At 67.2% G+C, this 16,452-nt stretch carries 15 protein-coding genes; 3 read left to right on the top strand and 12 right to left on the bottom strand.

The features are described 5' to 3' along the window. Nucleotides 1-33: 33 nt before the first annotated feature. Entirely contained in the window at nt 34-1,095 is a 1,062-nt protein-coding gene (locus LN047_RS13190; protein ID WP_373981966.1) for an alcohol dehydrogenase, read from the bottom strand. 13 nt (nt 1,096-1,108) lie between these two features. After that, nucleotides 1,109-2,317, bottom strand: coding sequence for an ABC transporter substrate-binding protein (locus tag LN047_RS13195; protein WP_128829256.1), 1,209 nt, complete (start codon nt 2,315-2,317; stop codon nt 1,109-1,111). A gap of 222 nt (nt 2,318-2,539) precedes the next feature. Between LN047_RS13195 and LN047_RS13200 the strand changes: the two genes are divergently transcribed. Beyond that, nucleotides 2,540-3,280: an IclR family transcriptional regulator gene (locus LN047_RS13200; protein WP_373981967.1), complete on the top strand. Its 741-nt coding sequence runs from the start codon at nt 2,540-2,542 to the stop codon at nt 3,278-3,280. A 28-nt stretch (nt 3,281-3,308) separates the two neighbouring features. Here LN047_RS13200 and rocF read toward each other — a convergent pair whose 3' ends face one another. Beyond that, nucleotides 3,309-4,247: an arginase gene (gene rocF / locus LN047_RS13205; protein WP_142055354.1), complete on the bottom strand. Its 939-nt coding sequence runs from the start codon at nt 4,245-4,247 to the stop codon at nt 3,309-3,311. A 51-nt stretch (nt 4,248-4,298) separates the two neighbouring features. After that, the gene (gene rocD / locus LN047_RS13210; RefSeq protein ID WP_373981968.1) at nt 4,299-5,534 is read right to left on the bottom strand and encodes an ornithine--oxo-acid transaminase; all 1,236 of its coding nucleotides are present in this window, start codon (nt 5,532-5,534) and stop codon (nt 4,299-4,301) included. Between the two features lie 163 nt (nt 5,535-5,697). On the opposite strand from rocD, the gene LN047_RS13215 reads away from it, so the two are divergent. Continuing rightward, complete coding sequence (locus LN047_RS13215) at nt 5,698-6,519, top strand: MetQ/NlpA family ABC transporter substrate-binding protein (protein ID WP_373982130.1); 822 nt, start codon at nt 5,698-5,700, stop codon at nt 6,517-6,519. Nucleotides 6,520-6,530: 11 nt separating this feature from the next. Beyond that, a complete protein-coding gene (locus LN047_RS13220; protein ID WP_056317626.1) occupies nt 6,531-6,986 on the top strand; it encodes an Lrp/AsnC family transcriptional regulator in 456 nt (151 codons plus the stop codon). Nucleotides 6,987-7,001: 15 nt separating this feature from the next. Here LN047_RS13220 and LN047_RS13225 read toward each other — a convergent pair whose 3' ends face one another. The 8 genes from LN047_RS13225 to LN047_RS13260 all read right to left on the bottom strand — a co-directional run bounded on the left by LN047_RS13225 (nt 7,002) and on the right by LN047_RS13260 (nt 16,147). Next, the gene (locus LN047_RS13225) at nt 7,002-8,171 is read right to left on the bottom strand and encodes a metallophosphoesterase (RefSeq protein ID WP_373981969.1); all 1,170 of its coding nucleotides are present in this window, start codon (nt 8,169-8,171) and stop codon (nt 7,002-7,004) included. Between the two features lie 101 nt (nt 8,172-8,272). Continuing rightward, complete coding sequence (locus LN047_RS13230; protein WP_373981970.1) at nt 8,273-9,493, bottom strand: alpha-hydroxy acid oxidase; 1,221 nt, start codon at nt 9,491-9,493, stop codon at nt 8,273-8,275. Nucleotides 9,494-9,600: 107 nt separating this feature from the next. After that, nucleotides 9,601-10,470 (bottom strand): archaetidylserine decarboxylase, encoded by an 870-nt coding sequence (gene asd, locus LN047_RS13235; protein WP_063954966.1) that lies wholly within the window; start codon nt 10,468-10,470, stop codon nt 9,601-9,603. Nucleotides 10,471-10,604: 134 nt separating this feature from the next. Next, on the bottom strand, nt 10,605-12,236 hold the full coding sequence (locus LN047_RS13240; RefSeq protein ID WP_056318739.1) for an ATP-binding cassette domain-containing protein: 1,632 nt from the start codon (nt 12,234-12,236) through the stop codon (nt 10,605-10,607). A 251-nt stretch (nt 12,237-12,487) separates the two neighbouring features. Beyond that, a complete protein-coding gene (locus LN047_RS13245) occupies nt 12,488-13,357 on the bottom strand; it encodes a CoA ester lyase (RefSeq protein ID WP_373981971.1) in 870 nt (289 codons plus the stop codon). A 7-nt stretch (nt 13,358-13,364) separates the two neighbouring features. Then, on the bottom strand, nt 13,365-14,087 hold the full coding sequence (locus LN047_RS13250) for a response regulator transcription factor (protein ID WP_056317634.1): 723 nt from the start codon (nt 14,085-14,087) through the stop codon (nt 13,365-13,367). Nucleotides 14,088-14,408: 321 nt separating this feature from the next. Then, complete coding sequence (locus LN047_RS13255; protein WP_056317637.1) at nt 14,409-14,900, bottom strand: hypothetical protein; 492 nt, start codon at nt 14,898-14,900, stop codon at nt 14,409-14,411. Between the two features lie 113 nt (nt 14,901-15,013). After that, nucleotides 15,014-16,147 (bottom strand): 3-deoxy-7-phosphoheptulonate synthase, encoded by a 1,134-nt coding sequence (locus LN047_RS13260; RefSeq protein ID WP_373981972.1) that lies wholly within the window; start codon nt 16,145-16,147, stop codon nt 15,014-15,016. Between the last annotated feature and the right edge of the window lie 305 nt (nt 16,148-16,452).

The raw sequence follows: 16,452 nt of genomic DNA on the forward strand, positions 1-16,452 counted from the left end.
CGGGCGCGCCGCGCGGGAATCACTGCGGGTGCTTCAATCGACCGTCAGCACGGCGCGTCCCACGACCTTGCCTTCGCGCAGCGAGGCCAGCACGCTGTCCGCCTCGGCCAGCGCATGGCGGTGGACCGGCATGGGCGGCACCTTGCCCGCCCGCACCAGTTCCATCAGTTCCTTCAGTTCGGTCAGGTTGCCCACGTAGCTGCCGATGATCGACAGCGCCTTCATCGGAATCAGCGCGATCGGCCAGGTCGAGCCGCCGCCGAACAGGCCCACGATGATGAGCTTGCCGCCCTTGGTCAGGATGTCGAACGCGAGCGAGGTGGTGGCGGGTGCGCCGACCAGGTCGATCGCGGCCTGCACCGGCTTGCCGCCCGCGGCCTTCATGATCTGCTGCGCGGCGTCGGGCGCGGCGCCGTCGATGGCCGCCAGCGCGCCCGCGTCCAGCGCCGCCTGCCGCTTGGCCGGGTCGATATCGACGACGATGGCGCCCGCGCCGCCCAGTGCCTTGATGAGGGTCAGGCTCATCAGGCCCAGTCCGCCCGCGCCGAAAATCACCACGGGATGTTCGCGGTAGACGTCCGCGCCGATCTTCTTCAATGCGGAATACGTCGTCAGGCCCGAGCACGCGTAGGGCGCGATCTGCGCGGGATCGAGGCCGCCGATGTCGATGAGGTAGCGGGGATGCGGCACCAGGATGTGGTCGGCGTATCCGCCGGCGCGATGCACACCCAGGCAGGCCGGCGCGGTGCAGTGGTTTTCCATGCCGGCCGCGCACGAGGCGCACTTGCCGCAACCGATCCACGGATAGACGAGGTAGTTGCGGTCGGTGGCAAGCCTTTGCGCGTCGGGCCCGGCCGCCACGACGGCGCCGACCGTTTCGTGGCCCATCGTCAGCGGCAGCGACACGCCGCGGTCCTTGAGCGACAGGGTGCGTCCCTGGCCGAGGTCGTAGCCGCCTTCCCACAGGTGGATATCGCTGTGGCATACGCCGGCCGCGCGCACCTTCAACAGCACCTGCGTCCCCTGCGGGGTAGGCGTGGGCTGATCCATTTCCTGCAGGGGCGCGCGGAAATTGACGACGCAGTAGCACTTCATGGTTGTCTCCTTTCTATTTCTTGACCAGGGGGCATTCGCTGTCGGCGAGCGACACGAAGACCTTTTCGCCGGGCACCGTGGACAGGATGCGGTAGTAGTCGTTCGGGTATTTGGACTCGGCGGGCTTTTTCACCTCGACCAGATACAGGTCCATGATGACGCGGCCGTCTTCGGGGCGCACCCGGGCATTCTTTATCAATTTGGTCGTGATGGGCAATTCCCGCATCTTCTGGTTGACCGCCGCGCCGTCGAAGCTGCCCGCTGCCTGCGCGGCCTGCAGGTAGTGAGTGGTGGCCACGTAGCTCAAGGCCTGGACGATGGATGGCGCGCGCGTGACGCCCATCTTCTTCTGCCAGCGCTGCGTCCACGCGCGGGTGTCCTCGTCCGCGTCCCAGTAGAAGCCGGTGGGAAAGGTGAGGCCCTGCGCGACGGGCAGGCCCATCGCGTGGACGTCGTTGATGAACGTCAGGAACGTCAGCATGCGCTGCTTGCCGCCCGCCAGCCCGAACTCCTGCGCTTGCTTGATGAGGTTGACCAGGTCGCCGCCGGCGCTGGCCAGGCCCACGACGTCGGCCTTGGAGGACTGGGCCTGGACCAGGAACGAGGCAAAGTCCATGGCGCCCAGCGGATGGCGCGTGCTGCCCACGACCTTGCCGCCGGCGCGCTCGACAAAGCGCGAGGCATTGCTTTCCAGCGATTTGCCAAACACGTAGTCGGTGGTGATGAAATACCAGCTCTTGCCGCCGCCCTCGACCACGCTCTTGACCACGGCGTTGGCCAGCGCGTAGGTGTCCGGCGCCCATTGCGTGCTGAGGTTGCTGCATTGCTTGCCGCTGAAATCGCCGGCAAAGCCGCCGCTGATGAGCGCGGTGCCGCCTTTTTCCCGGGCGACGCCCTGGGCCGCGAGCCCGGCCGAGCTGGCGCCGCCGTCAACCACCGCGACAAGGTTCTGGGTGTCGAACCAGCGGCGCACCAGGGCGGAGGCCACGTCGGCCTTGTTCTGGTTGTCCGCGCCGACCACCTCGACGGTCTTGCCGGCGACCTTGCCGCCGAAGTCTTCCACGGCCATGCGCACGGCCGTCTCGGACCCGAGCCCGCCCAGGTCGGAATAGATGCCGGAACGATCGTTGGATACGCCCAGCCGCACGACGTCGGACTGGGCCTGCGCCGCGCAGGCGGCCAAAGTGGCGGCCAAGGCCGCCAACACGGGTTTGATACGCATCTGTCTGTCTCCCAACCCTGGAATGGGCCGTTTTATTGATCTGTCGGATGACGCGGTAACTCGGGAAGGCGGCGCCGGTGCTCCAGCCGGCTGAAATTTATTTCATATTGGTGAATGTAAATTCCTGTGCAAGAATTTAGGTACCTGTCCATGAAAAGTCAACACGGTGGAACACCCTAGTCCGCGTGGACAGAATCCGATGCCGCGAAGGAGGGAAACGCCGTGGAAGTCAAGCTGGTTGCCCGCACGCTGGAGCTGCTGGAGCTGTTTGCGCAGACCCGGCGTCCCATGCCGCTCACCGAACTGGCGCAGGGCCTGGGCGCGCCGATGTCCAGCTGTCTGGCCCTTGTGCGCACGCTGGTGGCGCGAGGCTATCTGTACGAGGTCCGGCGCCGCGCCGGGTATTACCCGACGGCCAAGCTGCACGGCCTGGCCGCGCAGATCCTCACGGGCGATCCGTGGCTGGACCTGGTGCGTCCGCGTCTTGCCGCGCTGCGCGACGCCGCGAACGAGACCGTGATGCTGGGCAAGATCCAGGACGGCGCCGTCGTGTTCCTGGACGTCGTGGAATCGACCCAGCCGGTGCACTATGCCGCGCGTGCGGGCGAGCGGCGGCCGCTGCACACCAGCTCGGTCGCCAAGGCCATTCTGGCGCGCTTGCCCGCCGCCGAGCGCGAGCAGGTGCTGGCCGCGGCGCAATACACCCGCTACACGGACCACACGCTGACCACGCGCGAAACCCTGCTGGCCGATGTGGAGCGCGCGGCCGCGCAAGGCTGGGCGTCGAACGTGGGCGAGAGCGTCGTCGACCTGACCGGTCTGGCGGTGGCGCTGGATCTTGGGGGCGAATGGTATGCGCTATGCGTGGCGGGTCCCACGCCGCGCGTGTGGGCGCAGCGCGAGGAAAACCTGCTGCATCTGCGCGAGGCGGCAGAGGCCATCCGGAGCGACCGCGAGGGGTAGCGCGCCGGTCCAGTGCGCACTGGGCCCTTCAGGGCCCCCGGCGCACCAGCGTGGATTTGCCGAACAGGCTTTCGATAAGGTCCACCGCCAGCTCGGCCGTCCGGTTGCGCACGTCGAGCGCGGGATTCAGTTCCACCACGTCCAGCGAACGCATGAGACCGGTGTCGGCAATCATCTCCATGCACAGCTGCGCCTCGCGATAGGTGGGACCGCCCATTACCGTGGTGCCGACGCCCGGCGCGATCTCGGGGTCCAGAAAGTCGACGTCGAAGCTCACGTGCAGGTGCGTATCGGCGTCCAGGCCGGCCAATGCGGCCTGCATGGTGGCGCGCATGCCCATCTCGTCCAGGTAGCGCATGTCGAAGACCTCGAGGCCAGCCTCGTGCAGCAGGCGTTTTTCGCCCGGGTCGACGCTGCGGATGCCGATCTGGCGCACGCAGGACGGCTCGATGTCCGGGCATTCGCCGGACATGCCGATCAGCGGCGCCGGCCCGTTGCCGCACAGGCAGGCCACGGGCATGCCATGCAGGTTGCCGGTGGGCGTCAGCGCATGGGTGTTGAAGTCGGCGTGGGCGTCCAGCCACAGCACGCGCAGTTTTTTGCCCGCGGCGCGGCAATGGCGCGCGACGGCGCTGACCGAACCGATTCCCAGGCTGTGGTCGCCACCCAGCAGCACCGGCAGGCGGCCCGCCGCCAGTTCCTCGTGGACCGCATCGTGCACGGCGCGGTTCCACGCCGTCACTTCCTCCAGATGCCGGTAGCCGTCCACGGGCGGCAGCCAGGGGTTGGCGGGTCCGTACAGGTTGCCGCGGTCGCGGACCTGAAAACCCAGCGCTTCGATGACCGGGCCCAGGTCCGCGACGCGCAGCGCTTCCGGGCCCATCGAGGCGCCGCGGGCGCCGGCGCCGATGTCGGTCGGCGCGCCGATCAGGGTGACGTCGGTGGGCAGGGTGGGGGTATTCGTCAATTCGCGTGCTCCGTGTTGCGGTTCAAGACTTGCCGTGCGCGGGCGTGAACGTCAGGCGGCCGACAGCACCGCCGCCAGTTGATCGCACGCCCAGTCCACCTCGTCGCGCGTGACGATGAGCGGCGGCGACAGGCGCAGGGTATGGCCGTGGGTGTCCTTGACCAGCAAGCCCCGCGCCTGCAAGCGCTCACACCACAGGCGTGCGCCGCCCGCGTCCGGCTCCAGTTCGACGGCCAGCATCAGGCCGCGTCCGCGGACCTCACGCACCGGACCGGGCAGGGCGCGCAGGCGCTCCAGAAAGTGGGCGCCGACCACGGCCGCGTTCTCGAGCATGCCTTCCTCGGTCAGCACCCGCAATGCGGCGCGCGCGATGGCGCACGCCAGCGGATTGCCGCCGAAGGTGCTGCCGTGCTGGCCGGGCTGGAACACGCCAAGCACGTCCGCGTTGGACAGCACGGCGGATACGGGATAGAAGCCGCCCGACAGCGCCTTGCCGATGAGGGTGACGTCGGCCTCGATGCCCTCGTGTTCCTCGGCCAGCAATTTGCCCGTACGCCCCAGACCGGTCTGGATCTCGTCCAGGATCAACGTGATGCCGCGCTCCGTGCAGCGCTGGCGCACGCGGCTGAAATAGCCCGGCGGCGGCAGCACGACGCCGGCTTCGCCCTGGATCGGCTCGACCAGGAAAGCGACGGTGCGGTCGCTGATCGCGGCGTCAAAGGCCTCAAAATCGCCGAACGGCACGACCTTGAAGCCGGGCGCGAACGGCCCGTAATGACCATAGGCGTCGGGATCGGTCGAAAACCCCACGATGCCCAGCGTGCGCCCATGGAAATTGTTGGCGCACACGATGATCTCGGCCTGGCCCTCGGGCACGCCTCGTACCTCGTAGCCCCACTTGCGCACCGCCTTGATGGCGGTTTCGACGGCCTCGGCGCCGCTGTTCATCGGCAGGATCTTGTGGGCGCCCGTCAGGCGCGCCAGGTCCTCGTAAAAGCCCGCCATCTGGTCATGGCGGAACGCGCGCGAGGTCAGTGTGAGCTTTTGCGCCTGCTCGGTCATGGCGGCCAGGATGCGCGGGTGGCAGTGGCCCTGGTTGACGGCGGAGTACGCGGCCAGGCAGTCCATATAACGGCGGCCGTCGACGTCATGGACCCAGACGCCGCTGCCGCGCGCCAGCACGACATCCAGCGGATGGTAGTTGTGCGCGCCCAACTGGTCTTCGATGCGGTCGCGGCGGCTGGCCGCTGACTGCGCGCTGGGCTGGGGGGTCATCACGGCACTCATGAACGTCTCCCAAGGGCGTACTCAGGCCATCTTAGCGCCGCCGGGGCGGCTTGGCATTGCCATTGCGTGACAAAGGCCTTTCCTGGGTGTGGGGCGCCAGGTGCTGCACAATAGCGCCTGTGCCGGACCGTCGTCCGGCGTTCCGATTCTGTGGATGGCTGACATGCTTGTGCACCAATTGCTTAAGAAACTGACGCGGGGGGCCGCGGTGGCGGCGCTGGGATTGGCTGTGATTGCGCCCGCAGCCGCGCAGGAACAGTCCCTGCGCATCGGCGTCATCGCCAGCGTGGCCAACGAAGCCACCGAATTGGCCATTGCCCAGGCAAAGCAGCAGGGTCTGGACGTCAAACTGGTGGAATTCAACGACTGGGTGCTGCCCAACATCGCGGTGGCCGATGGTTCGGTGGACGCCAACTTCTTTCAGCACGCGCCGTTTCTTGAACTCTTCAACCAGCGGCGCGGCGCCAACCTGCAACCCATTGCGTACGGCTATTCCACGACCATCGGGCTCTTTTCCAAGAAGCTGAAAAAGGGCGATCCGGTGCCCGAGGGCGCCACGATCGCAGTGCCCAACGACCCGGTCAACACCGGCCGCGCCTTGCTTCTGCTGCAGTCGATGGGGCTCATCACGCTCAAGCCGGGTGTGGCGCATCAGGCCAGCCTGGAGGACGTGGTGGCCAATCCGAAGAAGCTCAAGTTCGTGCAGATCGAAGGTTCGCAGTCGGCCCGCACGTTCGACGATGTAACCGCGTCGGTCACCTACACGACCTTCGCCAAGCAGGCGGGCCTGAACGAAAAGGACGGTCTGGCCTTTGACAATACCGACCCGGACAGTATCCGGCGCTACGCCATCCGCTGGGTGGCCAAGCCCGAAAAAGCGCAGGATCCGCGCCTTTTGAAGTTCATTGCCATTTATCAGAACTCGCCTGAAGTGAAGGCCACGCTCAAGCGTCTTTACGGCGACCTCATTTCCTTCCCCTGGTAAGGGGGCATTCCATGTCTGACCTCGATGACCGCGACCGGAAACTCTTGACGCTGTTGGCCGACGACGCCACGCCCAGCTATGCGGAGCTGGGCAAACTGCTCAACCTGTCGGCGCCCGCCGTGCACGAACGGGTCAAGCGGCTCAAGCGCGACGGCCTCATCAAGGGCATTGCCGCCAAGCTCGATGGCGCGAAGATGGGCCGGCCGCTGCTGGCCTTCGTGCATGTGGACACGATCAACTGGACCATCACCCAACAGGTGCTGGGTCTGGCCGAACTGAACGAAGTCGAAGAGATCCACACCATCACGGGCAAGAGCGCCATGCTGCTGAAGGTAAGGGTGCGCGACACCCAGGCGCTGGAACTGCTGCTGGCCCGCATCCATCAGATCGAAGGCATCAGCAACACCACCAGCGACATCGCGCTGACCAGCTATCTGGAACGCGGGCCGCTGCCCGAGGCGGCCTGAGCGGCCGCCCTGCGGTCAGCGCGACGAAGCGGTGCGCAGCCGCAGCCGCGTTATTTCAGACGGCGCCCACAGACGCTTTGGCGGGCCCCAGTAACCGGTGCCGCGGCTCGTGTAGACCCACATCTTTCCCAGCCGGTGCAGCCCGGCGGTGAAGGGCTGCTGGAACCGCACGAAGAATCCCCACGGAAAGAACTGCCCGCCATGGGTATGGCCGGAGAGCTGCAGCGTGTAGCCCGCCGGCTCGGCCGCGGGCGCGCTGCGCGGCTGGTGCGCAAGCAGAATCCGGACCGCGGCGTCGGCGGGCGCGCCGGCCAGCGCCGCGCTTGGATTGCTGCGCTGATGCGGATCGTAGGCCCCGGCGCTGTAATCCGTGACGCCCGCCACCACCACGGGCAGGCCCGACGGATGGATCACGGCGTGTTCGTTCAGCAGGACGCGCAGGCCGAGGCGGCGGAATTCCGCAATCCACGGAGCCGCGCCCGAATAGTATTCATGGTTGCCGGTGACCAGGTACACGCCGAAAGGCGCGCGCAGTTCGCCCAGGGGCCGGGACTGGTCGGCAAGCTGTTCGACGCTGCCGTCGACCACGTCGCCCGTGATGGCGATCATGTCGGGCAACTGCTCGTTGACCGCGTCGACGATGGCCTGGACATAGCGGCGCTTGATGGTCGGACCGACGTGGATGTCGCTGATCTGCACGATGGTGAAGCCGTCAAGATCCTGCGGCAGGCCGGCAATGGGCACGTCCACGTCGACCACGCGTGCGCGCCGCCGCGCGTTGTAAAAGCCCGCCAGCGTGCCGGCCAGCGCAAGCACGATGACTGTCCATGCGCTGGCGCGCCGCAGTTCGGTCCAGGGCAGATTGACGCCCGCCGCCAGGTTGCCCAGCCACAGGATCAGTAGAAGCGCGTCGCGCAGTACCGTCAGCACGAACAGCGACGAGAACAGCCCCATTGCCAAAAGGCCGACCCAGGCGATGCGGTCGCCCCAAGGCGGGTTGACGGACGATCGCGCCAGCATGCCCATCGGGATCAGCACGCACGACAGCACCAGGAAAAGAATGGCGGCGGCGTCGCCTTCGCGGCCAAGCAGCAGATCGGGAATCAGGCGGGCGCCGACGTACACATGGGCGAGGGCGCCCAGGGTCAGGAACCGCAGGAAGAATGAGGATTGGCGCAGGGACACGGCAGCGGGCGGGCGCGCCGCGGAACGACGCGCAGGAAACGAGGGAACCGCCATTCTATGCCCCGCCGGCGCGTGACGCGTTGCACCGCGCGCCGGTCTGGTCAGGCCGGCAGCTCGCCTTCCCGGCAGATGAGGCTGGCGTCCATCTCATCAAGCCGGTTGATGCCCAGCATCGCCATGTTGCGGTCGACCTCGGCGCGCAGCAATCCGATGGCGTGCGCGACGCCCGCCTGTCCGCCCACCGCCGCGGCGTAGTTGAACGGGCGGCCGACGAACACGCAGCGCGCGCCCAGCGCAAGCGCCTTGAGCACATCCGTGCCGCGCCGCACGCCGCTGTCCATCATCACCGTCATCGCGCCTGCTTGCGCCACCACGCCCGGCAGCGCGCGCAGCGGCGGGATCGCGCCATCAAGCTGGCGCGCGCCGTGGTTGGACACGATGATGCCGTCCGCGCCATGCTGGCGGGCCAGCGCCGCGTCGCGCGGATGCAGGATGCCCTTGATGATGAGCGTGCCCGGCCATTGCCTGCGGATGCGCGCGACGTGCTCCCAGCTAAGGTGGTCGCGCGCCGTGAAGTCGCGCAGCACCGACGCGGAGACGATGGGCGCGCCGCGCGTGGCAAAGGAATTTTCAAAGTGCGGCATGCCGTGCGCCAGCAGCGTGCGCAGGAACGTGCCGGCCAGCCAGCGCGGGCGCGCCAGGCCGTCCAGCGCCAGGCGCAGGCTGGGCTTGAGCGGCGTGGAAAACCCCGTGCGCACGTTGTTCTCGCGGTTGGCGGACACGGGGATGTCGACGGTCAGCACCAGCGTCTCGAAGCCCGCGCGCCGCGCGCGTTCGATCAGCGCATCGATCTTGGCGGGATCGCCGGGCAGATAGGCCTGGAACCAGGTGCCGGGCGCTTCTTCAATGACGGCTTCAAGCGGGATCAGCGACGTGCCGCTCAGGATCGCAGGCACGTTCTGCTCGCGCGCCGCGCGGGCCAGCACGATGTCGCCCCGGTAGGCCGACAGCGCGCTGATGCCCATGGGCGCGATGCCAAACGGCGACGCGTAGGTGCGGCCGAACAGTTCGGTCTGTTGCGTGCGGCGCGAGACATCGACCAGGACGCGTGGGGTGAACGCGTACTGGGCGAACGCGTCGCGGTTGCCCTTGAGCGATTGGTTGTCTTCGGCCGCGCCGGCGATGTAGCCGAAGATGGGGCGCGGCAGCCGGCGGCGCGCGGCAGTCTCGAAATCGTCCAGGGAGAGCATGCGCCCCAGTGCGCGGGACAGCCGACGGGCAGTGGCGCGAGGCGCGGCAGCGGGCAGGGCGGTTGTGGTCATGGCGGGCCGGTAAAAGCCCGTAATCTAACAACGCCCGTTTGCGACTGAAAGCGAATAAAACAAAATCCGCTTGTTCGCTCTAGGCGAAAAAGCGGCATCGGGGTGATTTACACCTGGACGGGCAGCGCCAGCAGTTCGCCCATGCGTACCGGACCCAGCACGGACGGCGTGTCGGCCCAGCGGATCTTGTCCGGCCCGAACAGCACGATGGCCGTGGAGCCCAGCTTGAAGCGGCCCATTTCGGCGCCTTTCTCAAGATGGATGGGCGCGCGGGCGGCCGCGTCGTAGCGCACGGACTTGATGCGACGCTTGTACGGCGTCACTAGACCCGCCCACACGGTTTCGATGGACGCCACGATCATCGCGCCCACCAGCACGACCGCCATGGGACCGTGTTCGGTGTCGAAGATGCACACCACGCGCTCGTTTCGCGCGAACAGGCGCGGCACGTTGCGGGCGGTCAGGGGATTGACGGAAAACAGACGGCCCGGCACATGGATCATTTCGCGCAGCGTGCCGGCGACGGGCATGTGGACGCGGTGATAGTCCTTGGGCGACAGGTAGATGGTGGCGAACTGTCCGCCCTGGAAGGGCGCGGCGCGCTCGGTGTCGCCGCCCAGCAGGTCGGCAAGCCCGTAGCTGTGGCCCTTGGCCTGGAAAATGCGGCCCTGTTCGATGGCGCCCATCTGGCTGATGGCGCCGTCGGCCGGGCACACCACCGCGCCCGGCTCTTCGTCCAGCGGCCGCGCGCCGTCTTTCAGCGCACGCGTGAAGAAGTCATTGAAGCAGTCGTAGGCCAACGGGTCTTCTTGCAGCGCCTCGCTCATGTTCACGCCGTACTTGCGGACGAAACGCGAGATCATCCAGTTCTTCACCGCGGGTTCGCGGCAGTCCGATGCGTATCCGAAGAAGCGCGACACCAGGTGGTGCGGCGCGAGATACTGGCTGGCAAGAAAAAGTTGGTCTTTGATAGGCATCTAGGGCGCTAAAAAACGCGTCCCGCATGCAGCGGGACGTGGTTGAAGGTGCCGCGCGGGCCAGGTTGAAGCTGGAGTCCGGCAATTCGGCGCGATTGTAACGCGGTTGGCCGGGCGCGGCGCGCAAAAAGCGATCAGGCGGCCTTGGCGGCCAGCTTGGTCTTGTATAGCCAGTCCTTGTAGTCGTCCAGGTCGCCATCGAACGGGTTGACCTTGCCGTCGGCCACGATGATGAACTGGTCGGTGGTGGCGCGCAGCAGGTGGCGGTCGTGCGAGACGAGCACGAGCGTGCCTTCGAACTGCGCCAGCGCGTCGGTCAGAGCCTCGCGGGTTTCCAGGTCCAGGTGGTTGGTGGGTTCATCCAGCAACAGCAGGTTGGGGCGTTGCCACACGATGAGCGCGAGCGCCAGGCGCGCTTTTTCGCCGCCGGAGAAGGGGGCGATGGAACTGGTGGCCATCGTGCCGTTGAAGTTGAAGCTGCCCAGGAAGTTGCGCAGTTCCTGTTCGCGCACGGTGGGCGCGATCTTGGTCATGTGCCACAGCGGCGATTCATCGTGGCGCAGCATTTCGACCTGGTGCTGGGCGAAGTAGCCGATGGACAGGCCTTTGTTGAACTGCGTTTCGCCGGCAAGCGATTCGATTTCGCCGGCAATGGTCTTGATGAAGGTCGACTTGCCCGCGCCGTTGATGCCCAAGAGACCGATGCGCTGGCCCGCCTGCAGCGAAAAGTTGATGCCCGACACGATGATCTTGTCGGACACGGCTTCGGTGGCTTCGTCCTCGATGCGGTAGCCCGCGCTGACCTTGTCCATCGTCAACAGCGGATTGGGCGCGCGCAGCGGCTCGCGGAACTCGAACGAGAACTCGGCGGCGGCGCGCAGCGGCGCCACTTCTTCCATGCGCGCCAGGGCCTTGATGCGGCTCTGCGCCTGGCGCGCCTTGCTGGCCTGCGCCTTGAAGCGGTCGATGAACGATTGCAGGTGCGCGCGCTGGCGCATCTGCTTTTCCATCATGCCCTGCGCCAGCTCAAGCTGCGCGGCGCGTTGGCGCTCGAAGGACGAGTAATGGCCGGAGTAGCGCTTGAGCTTGCGCTCGTCGATGTGGACGATCACGTTCACCACGCCGTCCAGGAAATCCCGGTCGTGCGAGATGACTATGAGCGTGCCCGGATAGCGCTTGAGCCAGTCTTCCAGCCAGATGATCGCGTCCAGGTCCAGGTGGTTGGTGGGCTCGTCCAGCAGCAGCAGGTCGGATGGACACATCAGCGCTTGCGCGAGGTTCAGGCGCATGCGCCAGCCGCCGGAAAAGCTCGTGAGCGGCAGGTGCATCTGCGCCTGCGTGAAGCCCAGGCCGGTCAGCAGCTGTTCGGCGCGCGAATGCACCGTGTAGGCATCGGCATCGGCCAGCGCGGCGTAGATCTCGCCCATGCGCAGGCCGTTCTCCGCGCTTTCCGGTTCGGCTTCCAGCGCGGCCAGTTCCGCTTCCAGCTTGCGCAGCGTGGTGTCGCCGTCAATGGCGTATTCGATGGCGGGGCGATCCAGCGCGGGCGTCTCCTGCGCGACGTGCGCCACGCGCCACGACGCGGGATAGTCCAGGTCGCCCTGGTCGGCGTGCAGCGTGCCGCGCAACAGGCCGAACAGGCTCGACTTGCCCGCGCCATTGGCGCCGATGAGGCCGATCTTGTCGCCGGGGTTCAGAAGCAGGTCGACCTTGTCGAGCAACGGCTTGACGCCGCGCATGAGTGAAACTTGTTGGAAGCGGATCATGACTACGAAACGGGATGGCGCGACGGGCGCGCGGCAAGGCGCCGGCCAGCGGCGCGGTGCAAAGGGCGGAAAGCGGGGCGGGAGGGCGCGCGCAACATGCGCGCCGGCGCGAAGCATGAACGGAACGGAAGCAACCCAACTCCGAACGCGAGGGGGGATTGTACTCGGGCGGACAGCTCCGGGCGGGAAGCTCCGGGCGGGCAGCTCCGGGCGGGCAGCCTCAGACGGGCGCCTCCCGCCGCGTCTTGCCCTTAAGCCGCGCCGATCGCCTGCGCCAGCGCCAGCACGCGCTCGGCCTCTTGCGCGTGCAGGTTCTCGACCAATGCGCCGTCCACGACCGCGACGCCCTTGCCCTCGGCCTGCGCCGCGGTCCATGCCTCGAGGCGCCGGCGTGCGGTGTCCAGTTCCTCGGGCGTCGGCGCGAAGGCCGCGTTCGCGGCGGCGATTTGCCGCGGATGGATCAGCGTCTTGCCGTCAAAGCCTTGATCGCGGCCTTGCCGGCATGCGTCTTGCAGCCCGGCGTCGTCGTTCAGGTCCAGGTGCACGCCGTCCAGCACGGCCAGGCCGTGCGCGCGGGCGGCCATGACGGCAAGCGAGCGCGCCAGCAGCGTCTCGTCGCGCGAAGGCGTGTGACGCGCGTGCAGGTCCTTGACCAGATCCGATGTGCCGACGACGATGGCGGCCAGCCGCGCGTGACCGCCCGCAATGGCATCCATACGCAGAAAGCCAAGCGGCGTTTCGGCCATGGCCCACAGCGGCAGGTCGGCGGGCGCGCCTGCCGCGTCCAGCGCCAGCGCCAGCGCCGCCAACTGGGCCGGACTCTCGACCTTGGGCAGCAGCACGGCATCGGCGCCGGCCTGCGCAATGGCGCGCACGTCGTCCAGGCCCCAGGGCGTATCCAGTGCGTTGACGCGCACGATGCATTCGCGCCGGCCGTAGCCGCCTTCCCGGAGCGCGGCGGCAACCTGTGTCCGGGCCTGCGCCTTGGCATCGGGCGCCACCGCGTCTTCCAGGTCCAGGATCAGCGCGTCCGCGTCGAGCGTGCGCGCCTTGTCGAGCGCGCGCGCGTTGGCGCCAGGCATGTAGAGAACGGAACGGCGGGGGCGGAGCGGGGCGGTCATGGCGGTCTCAGGATTTGGGCAGGCTGCCCACGATGGTGACGGGCGTGGTGCAGACATAGCCCACGCCATAGACGGTGCGTATGCCCAAGTCGCCGCCGGCCAGCGCGCGCAGCTTGCGCCGCAGCCGGTGCATGTGGGCATCCAGCCGATGCGTGTCGTAGGCCTCGACGCTTGCGCCCAGCGCTTCGACGAGGCGCGCGCGCGTCAGCGGTAGCGGCGCGGCCTGGATCAGCGCGCCGATCAGCCGGCTTTCGGTGTCGGTGATGTCGACGCTGATCTGGCTGGGCGTGGTCAACGTGCGGCGCGCCGGGTCAAAACGCCAGGCGTCCGACTGCGCGTCCTCGGTATCGGCGGCCGGCACGACGCGCAGGCGCCGCGACAGCGCCACCAGGGTGGCCCCCAGCTCGGCCAGGTTCACGGGCTTGGTCAGGTAGTGGTCGGCGCCCAGGCTCAGGCCCGATACCTTGTCTTCGCTCAAGAGCCGCCCGGTGAGCATGATGATGCCCATCGACGGATACGTGGTGCGCAGGTGCGATACGCGCGCCAGCCCGTCGCCGTCCGGCAGCATGGCGTCCAGCACGAGGATGGCGGGGGTGACGGTAAGCAGCAGGCTGTCCAGCTCGGCCAGCGAGCCCGCGGTGAGGATGGCTTTGTCCAGGCCCAGGTCTTGGATGTACTCGGCGATGGAATCGCGCCAATCTCCGTGGTCGTCGACGACGATGATCGTCACGGCGCGGCGCGCTTGCGCGCTCCTTGGGCGAACAGGGATGTTCTCGTCATGCTATGAAATCGATAGGGGGCCGCGTGCGCGCGGAAATCAGGGGATGACGGTGTGCGTATCCCGCGTGCTTGCGCGCAGAATATCATCCCCGCCGTTGCGGCGGCGCGTCATGGATCAAGGATGCGATCCAGACCGTGGGCAAAAAGGGACTGGTCAAAAATTGCGCAGCCCGGTGCGCATCGCCCGAAAGGCCATCAGCCGTGCGTTTGCGTTTTTCTTATCCACAAATTCTGTGGATAAGAAAAACAGCGCGGATACCGTCCTGGCCGACTAAGGGAGTAATTCGACCGGCACGCCATCGGGCACTTTGCGCATCCGATCGCGTTCGATCCGGCCCGGTGCAAAGCGCGTCTTGCGCGCAGCAGCATTTTGCAGCAGCACCGACAGCACCGAACCCTTGTCCTGGATCCATCGCGTCTTGCCCCGCAACAGCTTCACCGCGTTCTCGGCCGTCCCCAGGCGGTAGGACATGGCGTTGATCTCGATCGAGGATTTGCCGTTGAACAGCGATTCGTCGATTTCGGTGATGGCGGCCGCATCGAGATTGTTGCTTTCGTGGTCGATCCGGTAGACGTACTTGAAGCCGTGAAACGGATCCTGCACGACGATGAGTTTTTCCGATCCGGAAACGTCGGACATCATGCCGAGGATGCGCGACTCAACCATCTGGTTGCCGCGTTGTTCTTCGGTGTAGATGAAAATGCTGTGGCGCACGGGGGGCGATGCGGCCGGCGCGGCCGCGACAAGGCGAGAACGATCCATACCTGAGCGAAGGGAAGCGGGGAGGGGTCGAGAGACCCCGAAGCCCCGCATGATACCAATTGTTTCAGGAGTGTGCTGTAACAGCGGCTGCCGGCCGCTGCCCGGCAACAGGATCAGCCGCGGGCGGCCAGCTTTTCGCGGCGTTGGCGCACGGCCAGCGCCAGCGCTGCCAGCACGGGCTCGGTCTGCGTCCAGCCCAGGCATGCGTCGGTAATGGAGACCCCGTGACGCAGCGACTCGCCGGGCTTGAGGTCCTGGCGGCCTTCCTCGAGGTGGCTTTCGATCATGACGCCGGTGATGCGGCTGTCGCCCTGGGCGACCTGGGCGACGATGTCGTTGGCCACGTCGATCTGGCGCACGTGCGACTTGTTGGAGTTGGCGTGCGAACAGTCGATCATGACCTGTTCGCGCTGGCCGGCCTTGCGCAGGGCAGCGCAACACGCGTCCACGCTGGCGGCATCGTAGTTGGGGCCTTGCTTGCCGCCGCGCAGGATCACGTGGGTGTCCTGATTGCCGCGGGTTTCGAAGATGGCGGCCATGCCCATCTTGGTCATGCCCATGAACGCATGCTTGGCGCTGGCCGCGACCATGGCGTCGGCTGCGATCTGCACGCCGCCATCGGTGCCGTTCTTGAAGCCCAGCGGGCAGCTCAGGCCGGAGCTGAGCTGGCGATGGCTGGGGCTTTCGGTCGTGCGCGCGCCGATGGCGCCCCACGCGATCAGGTCGGCGATGTACTGCGGGCTGAGCAGGTCCAGGAATTCGGTGGCAATCGGCAGACCCAGGCCGCCGATGTCCAGCAGCAGCTCGCGGGCGCGGCGCAGGCCTTCATTGATGCGGAAGCTGCCGTCCAGGCGCGGGTCGTTGATGTAGCCCTTCCAGCCGACGGTGGTGCGGGGCTTTTCGAAATACACCCGCATGACGATCAGCAGATCCTTCTTGTGCTCGTCGGCGGCGGCGCGCAGCTTGCGCGCGTACTCCATGGCCTGCGCGTGATCGTGGATGGAACATGGGCCCACGACCAGCACCAGCCGGTCGTCCCGGCCGTGCAGCACATCCGCGATCTCGGCGCGGCTTTGCTCGACGAGGTTCTGGATGCTGGGCGACACCGGCAGTTCGTCCTGCAGTAGCGCAGGCGAGATCAGCGGGCGCACCGCGCTGATGCGGGTGTCGTCGGTGCGGGTGTTGTCCTGGGTGGCGTCGGCGGCGCCGACCTCGCGGTCGTGCAGGGGGTCGTCAATGCGGGTCAAGGGAAAGCTCCGTGCCGTAGATGCGGGAAAGTCCGCCATTATCGCACCCGCGGACGGTGGAGGCGGATGGGTGGCATCGCCACGCCCGCTTGCGGGGACAGGCCCCAATGTATGGAGCCGGACGGCGGATAATCCGGCGGCTACGTCTATCGGCGGCGAACTGAATTAACCCGTTATCGATAAGGACACTTTTCGCGCGGATGTTTTAGCATTGATGCACGCTCTCAGCAGGCCGGCGCTGTCGGCCAGCGGCAGGCGCAGGCGGGGGCCGCGCATGGCTTCTTTCCGTAGGCACAGTTCAGGAC

It is taken from the genome of Achromobacter sp. JD417 (assembly GCF_041879325.1).
GTDB classification, from domain to species: domain Bacteria; phylum Pseudomonadota; class Gammaproteobacteria; order Burkholderiales; family Burkholderiaceae_B; genus Achromobacter; species Achromobacter mucicolens.